Origin of the sequence: Pediococcus siamensis (genome assembly GCF_047220215.1) — a bacterium.
GTDB lineage: Bacteria > Bacillota > Bacilli > Lactobacillales > Lactobacillaceae > Pediococcus > Pediococcus siamensis.
On the sequence record NZ_CP178375.1, the window covers coordinates 1,162,658 to 1,176,592 of the forward strand.

Annotated in this window: 17 protein-coding genes and 1 tRNA gene; 3 read left to right on the forward strand and 15 right to left on the reverse strand. The window is 41.2% G+C overall.

Translation table 11 applies throughout. The features are described from left to right. The first annotated feature begins 87 nt into the window (after window positions 1–87). A tRNA-Arg gene (locus ACLJJ6_RS05565) sits at window positions 88–161 on the forward strand. A gap of 165 nt (window positions 162–326) precedes the next feature. Next, window positions 327–455 (forward strand): hypothetical protein, encoded by a 129-nt coding sequence (locus tag ACLJJ6_RS05570; protein ID WP_412988191.1) that lies wholly within the window; start codon window positions 327–329, stop codon window positions 453–455. 81 nt (window positions 456–536) lie between these two features. Here ACLJJ6_RS05570 and ACLJJ6_RS05575 read toward each other — a convergent pair whose 3' ends face one another. The 8 genes from ACLJJ6_RS05575 to ACLJJ6_RS05610 all read right to left on the reverse strand — a co-directional run bounded on the left by ACLJJ6_RS05575 (window position 537) and on the right by ACLJJ6_RS05610 (window position 7,891). Then, complete coding sequence (locus tag ACLJJ6_RS05575) at window positions 537–1,079, reverse strand: dUTP diphosphatase (protein ID WP_412988193.1); 543 nt, start codon at window positions 1,077–1,079, stop codon at window positions 537–539. 14 nt (window positions 1,080–1,093) lie between these two features. Beyond that, window positions 1,094–2,035, reverse strand: coding sequence for a hypothetical protein (locus tag ACLJJ6_RS05580; protein WP_412988195.1), 942 nt, complete (start codon window positions 2,033–2,035; stop codon window positions 1,094–1,096). Beyond that, entirely contained in the window at window positions 2,028–2,906 is an 879-nt protein-coding gene (locus tag ACLJJ6_RS05585; protein WP_412988197.1) for an exonuclease SbcC, read from the reverse strand. The genes ACLJJ6_RS05580 and ACLJJ6_RS05585 overlap by 8 nt, the downstream gene beginning before the upstream one ends. A 225-nt stretch (window positions 2,907–3,131) precedes the next feature. After that, a complete protein-coding gene (locus ACLJJ6_RS05590) occupies window positions 3,132–4,475 on the reverse strand; it encodes a glutamine synthetase family protein (RefSeq protein ID WP_412988199.1) in 1,344 nt (447 codons plus the stop codon). Between the two features lie 17 nt (window positions 4,476–4,492). Next, window positions 4,493–4,873, reverse strand: coding sequence for a MerR family transcriptional regulator (locus tag ACLJJ6_RS05595; protein WP_412988201.1), 381 nt, complete (start codon window positions 4,871–4,873; stop codon window positions 4,493–4,495). 94 nt (window positions 4,874–4,967) lie between these two features. Beyond that, window positions 4,968–6,221 (reverse strand): aminotransferase class I/II-fold pyridoxal phosphate-dependent enzyme, encoded by a 1,254-nt coding sequence (locus ACLJJ6_RS05600; protein ID WP_412988203.1) that lies wholly within the window; start codon window positions 6,219–6,221, stop codon window positions 4,968–4,970. Between the two features lie 2 nt (window positions 6,222–6,223). Beyond that, window positions 6,224–7,150, reverse strand: coding sequence for a tRNA (adenosine(37)-N6)-dimethylallyltransferase MiaA (gene miaA, locus ACLJJ6_RS05605; RefSeq protein WP_412988205.1), 927 nt, complete (start codon window positions 7,148–7,150; stop codon window positions 6,224–6,226). Window positions 7,151–7,156: 6 nt separating this feature from the next. Next, window positions 7,157–7,891 carry a glycerophosphodiester phosphodiesterase gene (locus ACLJJ6_RS05610; protein WP_412988206.1) on the reverse strand — a complete coding sequence of 245 codons (735 nt, stop codon included), beginning with the start codon at window positions 7,889–7,891 and terminating at the stop codon, window positions 7,157–7,159. An 88-nt stretch (window positions 7,892–7,979) separates the two neighbouring features. Here ACLJJ6_RS05610 and ACLJJ6_RS05615 point away from each other — a divergent pair, with 88 nt between their 5' ends. Next, a complete protein-coding gene (locus ACLJJ6_RS05615; RefSeq protein WP_412988208.1) occupies window positions 7,980–8,156 on the forward strand; it encodes a DUF3042 family protein in 177 nt (58 codons plus the stop codon). Between the two features lie 219 nt (window positions 8,157–8,375). Here ACLJJ6_RS05615 and ACLJJ6_RS05620 read toward each other — a convergent pair whose 3' ends face one another. The 7 genes from ACLJJ6_RS05620 to ACLJJ6_RS05650 form a co-directional block, all read right to left on the reverse strand. Further along, the gene (locus ACLJJ6_RS05620) at window positions 8,376–8,789 is read right to left on the reverse strand and encodes a rhodanese-like domain-containing protein (RefSeq protein ID WP_412988209.1); all 414 of its coding nucleotides are present in this window, start codon (window positions 8,787–8,789) and stop codon (window positions 8,376–8,378) included. Window positions 8,790–8,905: 116 nt separating this feature from the next. Beyond that, the gene (locus ACLJJ6_RS05625) at window positions 8,906–9,868 is read right to left on the reverse strand and encodes an ROK family glucokinase (protein ID WP_412988211.1); all 963 of its coding nucleotides are present in this window, start codon (window positions 9,866–9,868) and stop codon (window positions 8,906–8,908) included. An 18-nt stretch (window positions 9,869–9,886) separates the two neighbouring features. Beyond that, window positions 9,887–10,108, reverse strand: coding sequence for a YqgQ family protein (locus ACLJJ6_RS05630; protein ID WP_412988213.1), 222 nt, complete (start codon window positions 10,106–10,108; stop codon window positions 9,887–9,889). Window positions 10,109–10,168: 60 nt separating this feature from the next. Then, window positions 10,169–10,849, reverse strand: coding sequence for a rhomboid family intramembrane serine protease (locus ACLJJ6_RS05635; RefSeq protein WP_412988215.1), 681 nt, complete (start codon window positions 10,847–10,849; stop codon window positions 10,169–10,171). Next, the gene (locus ACLJJ6_RS05640) at window positions 10,846–11,406 is read right to left on the reverse strand and encodes a 5-formyltetrahydrofolate cyclo-ligase (RefSeq protein ID WP_412988216.1); all 561 of its coding nucleotides are present in this window, start codon (window positions 11,404–11,406) and stop codon (window positions 10,846–10,848) included. The genes ACLJJ6_RS05635 and ACLJJ6_RS05640 overlap by 4 nt, the downstream gene beginning before the upstream one ends. Window positions 11,407–11,482: 76 nt before the next feature. Beyond that, window positions 11,483–11,632, reverse strand: a complete 150-nt coding sequence (rpmG, locus tag ACLJJ6_RS05645) for a 50S ribosomal protein L33 (RefSeq protein ID WP_412988217.1) — start codon at window positions 11,630–11,632, stop codon at window positions 11,483–11,485. A 129-nt stretch (window positions 11,633–11,761) separates the two neighbouring features. Next, the gene (locus tag ACLJJ6_RS05650) at window positions 11,762–13,807 is read right to left on the reverse strand and encodes a penicillin-binding transpeptidase domain-containing protein (protein WP_412988219.1); all 2,046 of its coding nucleotides are present in this window, start codon (window positions 13,805–13,807) and stop codon (window positions 11,762–11,764) included. Window positions 13,808–13,935 lie beyond the last annotated feature (128 nt).

A 13,935-nucleotide genomic window follows, 5' to 3' on the forward strand; every position in this document is an offset into this window, starting at 1 on the left:
CGAATGTACGCTTTGAACTTAACTTATGGTTGCAAAAATGGTCCTGGTATTGACGAACTTTTTTATTTACCTTATAATCAATAACGCGGACCGGTAGCTCAGCTGGATAGAGCATCCGCCTTCTAAGCGGACGGTCGTGAGTTCGAATCTCACCCGGTTCATATTAAATATTAGGTGAATAGAAGTTCTCAGAAAACAGAAATATCGTTTTTCTTAACGATATTTCTGTTTTTGCATCTAATGAAAGCTAAAGATGAGCAAATCATTTGAAATATTTCTGTAACATTGAAATAATAGAAATGTAAAATACGATTGGAGGCGTTTGTATGGGACCATTGATGATTATTCTTGCAATTATACTTTTTGCTATTGCTGTTCAGGTGATAAACGATTGGGATTCTCTGTTTCCACAATCGCAATCCAAACAGAAGCGTAAAACTTTAAAAGATAATTAACTAAGAAATTGACAAAAGGGTTGCCACATCTCGTTATGATGTGACAACCCTTTTCTTTATCTTAATTCAGTTACGAAATTTTTAGTAATTATCCTTTTGTCTTTTATAATTAACTTCATTCTTGTGATAGAAAGCCGCCTCAATTTCCTTGGCAGAAAAGCCGAATCCAACCAACCCTAACTTCAAATAAAGATGCCAAGCGTGACGGAAATTATCCGGACGGTTACTAACAAAACTGCTAAAAAGTATCGATTTTATCGCTAAATAGGTGGCAGTCAAGTCAAGCTTTTGTCCAGCCGAGGTTAGCTTAGCGAATTGCTCTGAAGTCATGTCTACGTTTTCAACCCACTGTTTTTGACTCGCAAACAGCAAAAAGAAATCAATGGCATCCACATATTCGACAAGTAAAGTTTCTCTGACCGTTTTATCAGGATCGTGTTTGCCCTTATGTGTTTTCCAGACCTTAAACCACTCAGAAGTGTTAGCCACTTCTGAAAGTTCGACGTCTAATGACAGCAACGTATTCTTAATCCGGTCTTCCCAACTAAGGGTCAGTTGTCTTTCTGTTGCAATACTTCTATCCAATTGAATGGAGGCCTGTAACATCTTGGGAATATCTAACATGTTATTCACCTGCTCTACACCATCTTAGAACCAATTTGCAGGTCATCGAGGTTGTCCAAAAACCATTTCTTTAAAAATCCAAATTGGTTAAAAATATCAAACAAAGAGTACTTTTCTTCTGGATCCTGTACTGTGATTACCCAATGGCTTTCCCCGTCTTGGGTCGCATGCTTATACAGACTGAAAATAATTTGATTCCCTAATTCCAAGAAAGCCCCCTGTGCCTCATCCATATTTTGTAACATGAGATTATTATCCGCCGTCGCAACGAATAATTTGTCCAAAATTTGTTCAGGAAGGTCCGGTTTCGCCAGGACGTATTTCTTAGAATTGGCAGCATCTAACATGTTGAAATCGACATTGAATCCAAAATCAGAAACCAGATACTTACCAAATTGAATAAACAAATCAACGGCATCCGTAATGGCGTCCGAATCTGACTTGCCACTCCATTCCGTGATAAATAACTTGGTTATCGTATCAGAATTGAAGTACATTGTTTTGGCTTTCAAATTCAACGAGAAAATAACTTGATGACTGTTTTGTTCAACATAAAATGCGCCTTCTTGATTAGGGCGTTGTTCAAAATGAAATTCTTCCGAATCATCCACATTGGGAAAGGTTTGAAACAGTGTATCAGCTTTCAGATTATCTTCACGTGAATGTAGGACAGTCTCCTTATCATTATGGAGCTCCAGCAAGCGACTCATAAAAATCAAGTAATAATCGTTAGCGTCATACTTGTGAGGATAGACCACATAGTCGGTGTCCATCTGAAAATCAAATAACGCCGTTGAAGCAGCCAATAATTCGTTAGCATCCTTGGTATTCGTCAATTGATCAAAAAGTTTGGTAAATTCGATTCCATGTTGCAAACCAGCTTTCAAAGAATCACTGTAAGCAACTAAACGGCCATTAGTAGTTAAACTGGAAGGATTTAAAGATTCATTACTCATCAGCACGCACCTTTTCCTTTCCGATCAAACTCGTTAAATAGTCTGAATATAACTTCTTAGAATGGCTTGTAAAGGATTCAAAACTGCCAAAGGCTTGTTTGATAGACTGTTTCTCGTAACCCAGAATTGTATCCTCTTTTGATAACGCCAAAATCTGGTCTTCATTACGCTTCATGGTTTCCTTAGCATCCACCGCTTTTTGGTCTTCATCGGTTAGTTTCGTAAGCTCATCTTTAAGGGCCTGTCGTTCCTCTTTGATCTTACCACTCTCCCAAAATGAACCGCCATTGCTAGTGTCTTGCAACTGATCTCGCAATTGTGCCTTCCGTTGGTCGCGTTGATCCTGATTAGTTAGAAGTTCTTGTAATTTCTTATTTTCTTCTGAAATCTCAGCAATCTTCGCTGTATTTAAATGCTTATTGTTAGCATCTAAAGCAAAAGTATCAGCCAATTTTTGGTATTCATCCTTGTCATATTGGAATTCAAGATTCAAAACATCTAAATAACCAAATTCCCGGCGATCCCACCAATTTCCAAAAAGAATTTTGAATTCACCTTCAGAAATTTCGCGATAATAAAAGAACGGATAGATTTCCGCCAAATAGTCAATTAATTGATAACTGAGATAGTGACTGATTTGCGTCCGCACATCATCAACCAAACTAAAGTATCCCGGTTTAATTGCATCGTTAGCAGCCGAAATATCACTATGATAACGTTCTGGATCTAATAGTTCGTAAATTAAGCGATCATCTTGTTTATCAACCGCATTCTGCAAGGCATTTAAATAAACGATTTTTCCCGACAAACTCTGCTTTAATTTTGCATTTGGTTGTTCCTGGGATTGTATCGTATTTTCTTCATCACTCATCTGTATCGCTCCTAATTCTGTAAAGTTGCCCTTACATTATTGATTACTTCTAATGTAACAAATAAATGAATAATCAACAAAGAAATTTTCCTATTCCTTACTAAATTTTAACAGATCCTGCGTGTAATGGCGAAAAAGATTAAAATTAACTGTTTATATTTCAGAAAATAAAAAACCGGGACAACTATCAAAATTGTCTCGGTTCGCTCTTTAATCTTCTTCAGCTTAGTATTGTTCCAAATACTGATCTCGTTCCCATTGTGTCACTTCTTGACGATAAGAAGCCCATTCAAGTCCCTTAGCTTCTAAGAAACTCTGATAAATATGTGGTCCGAGCGCTTTTTTCATCACTTCATCGGCCTCAAACGCCTTCAACGCATTGTGCAAAGTGGAAGGTAAATCCTGGATATTACTATCCTGACGTTCTTCTTCATTCATTCGATAAATATTGCGATCGATTGACTTCGGCGGTTCAATCTTATTACGAATCCCATCTAGTCCTGCTTCCAATACCGTGGCAATTGCCAAATATGGATTGGCTGAAGGATCCACACTACGGAGCTCAAAACGAGTCGATAGACCACGGCTGCTTGGTACGCGGATAAGTGGCGAGCGGTTAGAACCTGACCAAGCGACGTAGACAGGTGCCTCAAACCCTGGTACCAAACGTTTATACGAGTTGACAATCGGATCGCAGACTGCCGTGTAACTCCGCGCATGTTTCAGCAAGCCCCCCAAGAACCAGTACGCTTCTTGAGAAAGCTGGAGCTCATTTTTTTCATCATAAAAGGCATTACCCTTATCATGGAAGAGAGACATATTAAGGTGCATCCCGGAACCGTTAATCCCGTCTAGTGGCTTCGGCATAAAGGTAGCATGCAGGTTGTACTTGCGCGCCACCGTCTTCACAACTAATTTAAATGTCTGAATGTTGTCCGCTGCGGCAAGCGCATCGGCGTATTTAAAGTCAATTTCATGTTGGCCTGGCGCTACTTCATGATGGGAAGCTTCCACATCGAAGCCCATGTTTTCAAGTTCTAGAACAATATCACGACGACAATTTTCGCCAAGATCCATGGGGGCCAAGTCAAAGTAGCTCCCTTTATCATTTAAATTGGTTGTTGGCTTGCCTGTCTCAGGATCCAATTTGAATAGGAAAAATTCTGGTTCTGGTCCAATGTTAAAGTCTGTATAGCCAGCGTCGCGCATCTCTTTTAATACCCGAATCAAATTGTTACGCGGATCGCCTTCAAACGGTTTGCCATCGGGAGTATAAACCTCACAAATAACCCGTGCAATTTTACCGTGTTCATTTCCCCAAGGAAAAATCATCCAAGTCGAAAGGTCTGGATAAAGGTACATATCACTTTCCTCAATGCGCACAAAGCCATCAATTGATGAGCCGTCAAACATTAACTTATTATCTAACAACTTTTCTAATTGGCTAATTGGAACTTCCACATTCTTGATAATACCAAATAAGTCCGTAAACATGAGTCGTAGAAAACGCACATTTTCCTCTTTTGCCATTTTGCGGATCTCATCTTTGGTATACTGTCGCTTTGCCATATCTATCGCTCCTATTCTTATTTTGTGGTCGGGCCATCAGGCGGAAAAAATTGCGAACTTTTATGCCTAAGCCCACCAATGGTTAAAAATTCATTATGAAGGACCTGCCGAACATCCTCGTCCGTAACCGGCTTATGCTGTCTATGACTGCGTTTAGCCTGCTTTTCATAGACGCGTTTAATTTCGGTCATGTTAAACCCTTCATCCAAATAACCCTTGATTTCCAATAACCGGTCCACATCACTTAAACAATACAAGCGCCGATTGCCGGCATTACGAGCTGGCTTCACTAACCCCTGTGCTTCATAGTAGCGAATCTGGCGAGCACTCAATTCGGTGAGCTTCATAACGGTTCCGATGGGTAAAACAGCACGTGAACGTTGCAATTGATTTTCCACTTAACACCCCTCCTTTCAAAAACAACCCCATTCTATCAATGGGGTTGTTTAAAGTCAACGTCTCATGTCATAAAATGTGACATGAAAATTTAATTTAGAAAAAGAGTTGCGCCACAGCTTCGGTAATCGCAATTTTTACGTGTGCATAGGTCAAACCGCCCTGAATGTAGAGCGTGTATGGTGGTCGCAATGGGCCGTCTGCAGAAAACTCAACACTAGCACCCTGAACAAACGTCCCTGCAGCCATGATAATCTTATCGTCATAACCACCCATTTCACTTGGAATTGGGTCGACATATGAATTAATAGGCGAATAGTGTTGGACAACTTTGGCAAAATTTATCATGGCCTTAGGATCGCCAAAATTAACGGTCTGAATCAAGTCGGTGCGTGGTGCATCCCATTTAGGACTAACATTCAAACCACATTTTTCTAAAATAGCACTTTCAAAAATAGCGCCTTTAATGGCTTCTCCCGTGACATTAGGTGCTTGGAAAAAGCCCTGAAACATTGCAGCGAGTGTATCTAAAGTGGCCCCCTCGTCTTTGCCAGATCCCGGCGTTGTGAGACGATTCCCAATTTGAGCAATTAATGATTTTTTGCCCACGATGTAACCTCCCGTTTTAGCAAGTCCACCGCCGGCATTCTTGATTAATGAGCCCGCCATCACGTCAGCTCCAAATTCGGTTGGTTCACATTTTTCGGAAAATTCACCGTAGCAATTATCGATAAAGATATGGACATTTGGCTTTAGGCTACGGATAAATTTGATCATCGCAGCAATTTGGGCTACCGTGAAACTTTCGCGAGTCGCGTACCCACGAGAACGCTGAATCGCAACAACGCGAACATCATCTGTAAGTTTTGCTTGCACATTAGCTCTGGAAAATTGCCCATCCGGCTCTAAATCTGCATAATCAAATTGAATGTTAAAATCCTTTAATGAGCCCGCATTAGTCTCGCCGGTAATCCCAATCACTTCTTGGACCGTATCATAGGGCATCCCTGTCACGTATAACAATTTATCTCCTGGTCTCAGCATCCCCCATAACGCCGTACTGATGGCGTGTGTGCCTGAAATAATTTGTGGCCGCACCAACGCATCCTCTGTTTTAAAAACATCAGCGTAAACTGCATCTAGTGCATCTCGTCCCGTATCATCATAGCCATAACCAGTAGAACCGTTTAACTCTTCTTCCGAAATCTGTTCTTTACGAAATGCCTCCAAAACCTTTCGCTGATTAAACAAAACCTGATTATCAATTTCGGCTAAACGCGGCGCAATTTGTTGATCCACCTGTTTCACAAGTTCAACTAATTTAGGCTTTAAGCCATCTGACCATTCCACACTTAATTCCTCCCAATCCAATTTTTTATTTCTGTGATAATTTGTTGTTCTTCTTCCGGATGCTGGATGAGATCAAACCAATTTACCCGCATCTTATTACGAAACCACGTTAACTGGCGCTTAGCATAGTTGCGCGAATCCTGTTTAATTTGTGCAATAACCGCTGTTTTGGAAAGTTGATGATTAAAATACGGATACCATTCACGATATCCAATCCCCTTTCCCGCAGGCAAATCGCTCCCGCCTTGCCGAAACAACCTTAGGGCTTCTTGTTCTAAACCGGCTGCAATCATTTGATCAACCCGAAGATTAATCCGGTCGTACAACAACTTACGATCCGTGTTCAGCCCAATTAACAAAACATCGTACTTTTGTTTTTGTTCATCATGTTGGGCGGAAAATTGCTCACCAGTTTTTTCATATACTTCTAAGGCACGTACGACCCGTACTTCATTAGTCACGGGAATCTTAGTCGCCGCTTGGGGATCAATTTCCTTTAACTTCTCCCAGAGTTGTTGTTGTGAATGTGTCCGGGCATAGGTATGCCATTTTGTCCGAACCTGCTCTTGAGGTTCATAAGTATCATTTCCCAGCGAAAAATCTGCAAGGAGGGCCTGTAAATAAAAGCCGGTTCCGCCAACAATGATCGGCAGTTTCCCTTTCTCAGTAATTTGATGAATCTGTTTGCTCGCTGCTTTTTTAAAATCTGCCACAGAGAAACGTTGATCTATGTTGCAGATGTCAATTAAATGATGCGTGATCCCGTGCCGCTCCTCCGACAAAATCTTTGCAGTACCAATATCCAAGTTACGGTACACCTGCATGGAATCACCCGAAATGATTTCTCCATTGAATTGCGTTGCTATGGTTAAAGACAAGTTGGTCTTACCTACCGCAGTCGGCCCCACAATTGCCAAAACTTTTTCCACTAGATATTACCCACCTTGAATTGATTTTCGTATGATTGCAGCTCGTCCAGGATAATCCGTAATAATACCATCAAATTTGCGCTTAAAGCAGTAACGCATATCATCATCAGAGTTTACAGTCCATGGACGTAATTGGACGTGCGGCAAGAAGAACCGATGCGCGCGTACCCAACGAATATCCGGATGCCAATCCTTAATGAGATGCTTTCGGTATAGTTGGCGCGCAAATTTAGTTTGTACTTTAAACAAACTCGCATATTCAATATCTGGATCCAAAGCATGCATTTTCACCAAGGATTGGGGATGAAAGCTGGAATAAATTAACCGGAACGGTAATTTCTGCCGTTCCATACAAGCCGCAACTTTTTCTTCAATACCGGGATATTGAATTTTATCCGTTTTTAACTCCAGATTAAAAAGACCCGTAAATTTTTTGGCAATTAAGAGCTGCACCACTTCATCTAAAGTTGGAATACGCGTGCCTAAATATTCATATCCGAAATAGCTCCCGGCATCCAGTTCCTTAAGTTCACTGAGAGTTTTGTCAAAAATTTTGCTGGTGCCATTTGTGGTACGGTCAACGGTCTCATCGTGCATAATAATTAAAGCGCCATCTTTGGATAAATGCACATCTGTTTCAATCCCATCTGCCCCTTCCGCAATTGCTTTTTCAAAAGCCGGCAAGGTATTCTCTGGCCGTACACCCTTACTTCCACGGTGCGCAATAATTTTTGTTAACATTAAAATCATTCCCATTCACGTAATTTACTGGATATTTCTTTAAAAAAAAGTCATAATAAAGATATCAAAGATGGAAAGGGGTTTCAAAATGAAAAATTTTATTAAGGGCTTTGTCGTTGGTGGCTTCTCTGTCATCGGAGCTGCTGCTGCCGCACTCTATACCTTCCACAAAGTTATCGTTCAACCAATTGAAGAACAAGAGTCCCGTGCTGCGGAGAATCGCAAGCGGGCAATGCGTAAACAGCGTTCAGCTCATAACGGCTAAAACATAAACGCATAGTGGGGAACTGGAATAAAAATTCCAGTTCCTTTTTTATGCGTTTCTCCCTTTTCCTTTTCTCATAGTTTAGCATAGTCGAAAAAGCAATTCTCACAACTTGTTCACTAGTCCAGCTGCTAAAAGAAAATAAAAAAAGAGGTAAAGAAAATCTCGAGGATGACGCAATTGTCGATTCACCTCACTGATCCTTTACCCCGAACACACCTAATTTTTCTTTTTCGTCTTACCATTCCAACGCTGAAAACCGTAACGAAGAATGAATAACTTGCCATATCCTTTTTTAGACATGAAAATAGCAGCCCGCGAACTTAAACTTCGACCTTGGTCATAAATATAAACTGGCAAATCCGCTCGTACCTCTTGATAGCGGCTCTTCAAAGTTGAATATGGAATATTGCGCGCACCTAAAATATGGCCGGCATCAAAATCCTTCTTTTCCCGAAGATCAATTACCTGGCCGCGGTGCATGCCTTCTTGAAACTCATCTTCGTCAAGAATCTTAGCCACTCGATTACGTTTCCAGACAACGTAGCCTTGATAAACAAAATAGGCCACGATTAAAATAATTAAGATTGTGTTGATAATAAAACTTGCTTTTGAACTTGCGCCAAATACCACTGTCTTCTCCTCCTATGTCAATCAATTTTATTTTACACATAAAAAAGCCGTTTGCCTAGTACGAGAATACAAAAAAACCGTTTGGAAATTTTCCAAGCCGGCTTTTCTAATCCTATCTATTTAAAAGCTAAGGCTAACGATGCGGCACCAATCACCCCAGCATCGTTACCTAACCGAGCTAATTTCAAGCTTGTCGAATTGCGAACTGTTGTAAAAGCAAATTCTTGGAAATAATGATCAACTTGTTTTAATAAGTAATCTCCTGCGGCAGAAACACCACCGCCAATTATAATGCTTTCAGGATTTAACGTGTTTGCCAAATTTCCTAAAGCTAAACCTAAGTAATAGCAAACCTTATCAACGACACGAACTGCTAAGGCATCGCCACTTTTAGCCAGATCAAAAACTAATTTGGAAGTGATATCTTGGCCATCATCTGCTTGGCGTTTTAATTCTGAATCGCCTGAGAACTCTTCTGCCATATCACGAGCGACATGCACAACACCTGTTGCCGAAGCATACTGTTCCAAGCAGCCTCGTTTCCCGCAAGTACACAGGTAACCATTAGGTTCTACGGTTACATGGCCAATTTCACCTGCCGCCCCTGCAGTACCGTGGAGCAGATGTCCATCCGCGATCAATCCGCCGCCAATACCGGTACCCAACGTTACAAATGAAACGTCACTACCATTTTCACCAGCGCCCTTCCAACGTTCACCTAAGCCGGCGACGTTGGCATCGTTATCCATTGTAAACTTGATGCCAGTGCCAGCTTCAACATCGGCCTTGACGTGTTGGGTAGTCTTCCAATTTAAGTTGTAAGCCCCCACAACGGTTCCATTCTCACGATCAACGGTTCCAGGAGTTCCCATCCCAATACCGATGAACTGTGCTTTATCCATATTATATAAGTCAATATGATGGTTAATCGACTCAATAATATCCGGAACAATGTGACTACCTTCATCTAAAATGTTGGTTTCCACACTCCATTTTTGTTGAACTTCGCCGTTATCCGTCAAGATGGCGAATTTAATCGTTGTGCCACCCAAATCAACGCCAATTAATTTGCGATCCATTATTCATTTCCTCCAATATTAAAAAAGTTTATTGGGTTGCTGTTCGCGAACCTCTTCCAAATGATGTTCATGTCGTAAAATCATTACTGCTTTTACATACAACTGATTATCCACCACACCGGCATCATGTAAATGTTTGAGTTCAATGCTCATTAATTCAATATCCCAGATTCGTTTACCGACATAAACATAAATACCAAACTTTTTAAGTAACTGTTGCACATCATATAGTGTCTTCATAACATCATCCCAATTAATTATACAGATAAAAAAATATTTGTAAACGTTATTTTTATAAGACTAGTTAGTAAATATAAGCCAAAACGCCGCTAAAAACAGCAGAATCAAAGCCACGGTAGCCGCAATACGCTTTGTCGGTTCAATTTTGCCAATTTGAGGTACGCCTACAAGATATCCGCCGAGAAAACCAGCTAAAATTCCGGCCACATGAGCATAAACATCAATCCCGGTTTCAAGCACACTCGAAAGTAAAGCAAGGACCACAAAGAGCCCTAATTGACGCGCCATAATGCGAATATAAGGATTAGCGTGAAACGATTCCCCTAACATGAGCCAAACGCCAAATAACCCAAAAATAGCCCCGCTAGCCCCTGCGGATAGCGCCAACGGGTTTCCGAGTGCTAAACTCACAAGATTTCCGAAGATCCCAGCCAAAAAGTATAGCACTAAAAATTTATAGTGGCCAAAAAGGCTCTCAACCTGAAGACCGACAAAGTATAACGTCACCATATTCATCACGATGTGTGTCAGGCCAATATGGATAAACATGCCGGAAATCAGCCGCCACCATTCACCATTTTGCACAATCAGCGGCTTAAACACCGCCCCATAGCGCAACAGGGTCTGCGTATTTTCAGAACCACCATCTACAGTCATTAAACCGAAGACAACAAAATTAATCACGATCAACCCGATCGTCATATAAGGTCCAGTCTGCCATTTTCTTAACGTTCTTTTCATAACCGCACCCCACTTTTAATCAACTTTTTAATTGGAATATCATGGGATTCAAGCGGCCACGTCGGCTGGGAGAATTGCTGAACACTCAACACCAGGCTGATTGTTTGGCCCTTGTAGTCACTTAAATACCGATCATAGTAGCCGCCACCGAACCCTAATCGATAATTTTGCTGGTCTGTAAAGGCCAACCCCGGCACCAAAATTAAATCAATCTCGGGTTTAGCTACCACCTGACCACTAGTGGGTTCCAAAACACCAAAGTGACTCTTTTCTAAATGTGTTTCCGTGGTATAAGCATGAAATGCCATTTGCCAGTGCGGTAGCGTTTGAGGAAGTAAAACGGTTTTCCCCTCTGCCCAAGCTTGGTGAATGATTTTTTCAGTATTAACTTCAACAGGACCACTCATTGTAGTGGCTATCTTGGTGGCTGTTTGCCACTCCTGACTAGCAAATAGTTGCGCGTAGAGCCGTCCTTCTTCTTTCTCTTTTTGGGTAGCAGAGAGTGAGCTGAGCCGCTGCAGTTGAATTTGACGCTGCTTTTTCTTTTCTGGTTGCATAGCATTCCTCGATTCAAAGCACTTTTTTGAAACTAATAAAAAAGATCGGAGCAAAATTCGATCATTTTGTCCAATCTTATTTAGTTTCTCGATGTAAAGTAACCTTTCTTTCACGTGGGCAATACTTATTTAATTCCAAACGATCCGGATTGTTACGTTTATTTTTGCTTGATAGATATTGTCGATTACGACATTCTGTACATTCTAATGTGATGTGTACGCGCATGGCTCCAACCTCCCAACTATAAATTCTGATGGGCGTTGCGCCCTCAACTGTAAGATATAATACCACAACAAGCCTTCTTGACGCAAGCATCATTAGTGAATTATATCCATGGTTCTTCTAAAACGTCATCTACTTTTCTACAGTCGTTTTACTTTGGACCATTTTCCAATAAGCCGCATAAATCTTCTTGGCTAATTGAATATTATTACTCTCGGCGTCCGCTGCGAGACCTGGCATTGCCACCGCAACCACAACCTGAGGATTCTTTGAAGGCGCATAAGAAGCTAAGCTCAAAGTTACCGTTGATTTTCCGTTAGTGGTTGTTTCAGCAGTACCCGTTTTTGCCGAGATTTCAGGGGAAATACTTGCCAGACTGCCACCGGTCTTGTACGTATTTGTACCATGAACCACATCATAAAGCCCCTTTGTCACAACCTTCTTCTCAGCAGCCGTGTCATCAATATAATTCAAAATTTTTGGTTGAATTGTATCTTCGACTTTTCCAAGACCACCTTTAGAATTAGTGCCCCGAATTTCGGAAACAACGTGGGGGGCAATTCGGTAACCACCATTTGCAATCGTCGAAATATACTGAGCAACCTGAATTGTTGTATAAGCATCATACTGACCAAAGGCTAAATCAAGTGCCTTACCAATATCAGCTTGAGTGCTTGGTCCCGTATATCCAGAAGACTCTCCTGGAATATCAATGCCTGTATCTGTACCTAATCCAAACTGCTCGAAGTATCCGCGCATCTTAGAAAAGACGCTGGTACTCATAGTAAGCGCGGCCCCTGATGAATACTTAAAGCCCCCCTCTTTCATGGCTAATTGCATCATGTAGGAGTTTGAAGAGACTTCCAAAGCTGTTGAAGCATCCAGACTAATATCTTCAGAGCCGCTCTTATTGAACCACGAAGCCTTGGCACTTGTTCCGGCTAATTTAATCGGTTTATCTGTCAGAGTACTATTAGTTGGTGTAATGACACCATCCATCAATGCTCCAGTGACCATTGCCCCCTTGACAACCGACCCCATGACAATGGGTTCGTTGATCGTTCCCAAGGCGTTATCTGTTACCTTACCGGTTGAAGTATTTCGATCGACCCCAGCCAAAGCGATGACCGCCCCGGTATTAGGATTCATCACAACCGCATACCCACCGGTTGATTCCCCGCCAGCACTTGTGACTGCTGAACGGGTGTATTGTTGAACTTTTTGCTGAAAGGCGGCATTAATAGAAAGCACTAAATTGTCGCCTTTTCGACCTGCATATTGTTTAACTTCTTTTTTAATCGTTTTATTGCCACTAACTTCGACACGTGTCTGTGATTTAGTTCCCTTGAGAATTGAATCATAGGCTTCTTCCAAATAACTCTGACCGACACTATCATTGCGGGAATAGCCTTGTGCTAAAAGAATATTAACTTTATCACTTGGTAATCCAGATTTAGCACTTGATACGGTGCCCGCAATACTCTTAATTGAGTTTCCTTGCGGATAATCCCTTGACCAGCTTGTGCCAACTTTGACCCCGGGCAACTCAGATAAATGTTCCCCAATTTCCGCGACTTCCTTTGTGGAAACATCAGATTCCTTTAAGTAGACCGTTGAAAGTTCGTAAGCACCGTTCATTAAAGCAAAAAGCTGAGCTGCGTTTTGCTGACTTTTCGATAAATTAACGGTCTTCTTTACTTTAGCCACTGCCAAATTATAAAGCGCCTTGGCACTATATTCTCCATGGTTTTTGATACTTTTTTCAACTCGCGTTAAATTATTACTATCAGCTAAATAATAATCAGCTTCATCCTGCGTTGAAAGTGTACCGGTAGAGACTGTAAGATACTTGCTCAAGCGATCCGCTGTTTTTCGCAAAGTACTCGACAAAACATTGACGCCTTTGGTATATTCAATGGCTTGGTGGGATTTATTTCCAACTAACACCTTACCTGTAGAGTCATAAATCATCCCGCGCTGCACATTATTAGTCTCAATTGTCGTATCCGTGCGGTCAACATCAGCTACATACTTTGAGCCGTTGAAGATTTGTAAATAGGCCAGCCGACCAATCAATGTCACTAGTAGGATCACTACAATGATAAAGATCAAATGTAGACGGAATGGCAATTCCGATTTCTTGTTTCGGTTGCTCGATACTTTTTTATTTGCTTTCAAAATCTTTTTAACTCCTTCACGCTGCTGAGACCATTCTAACAAAAAAATCAAACTGCTTCTATAACTTGTTCACATTTTTAGATTATCTTAGTCAATGTGGTATGCTAAGGAAAGTAATACGAGAAAAG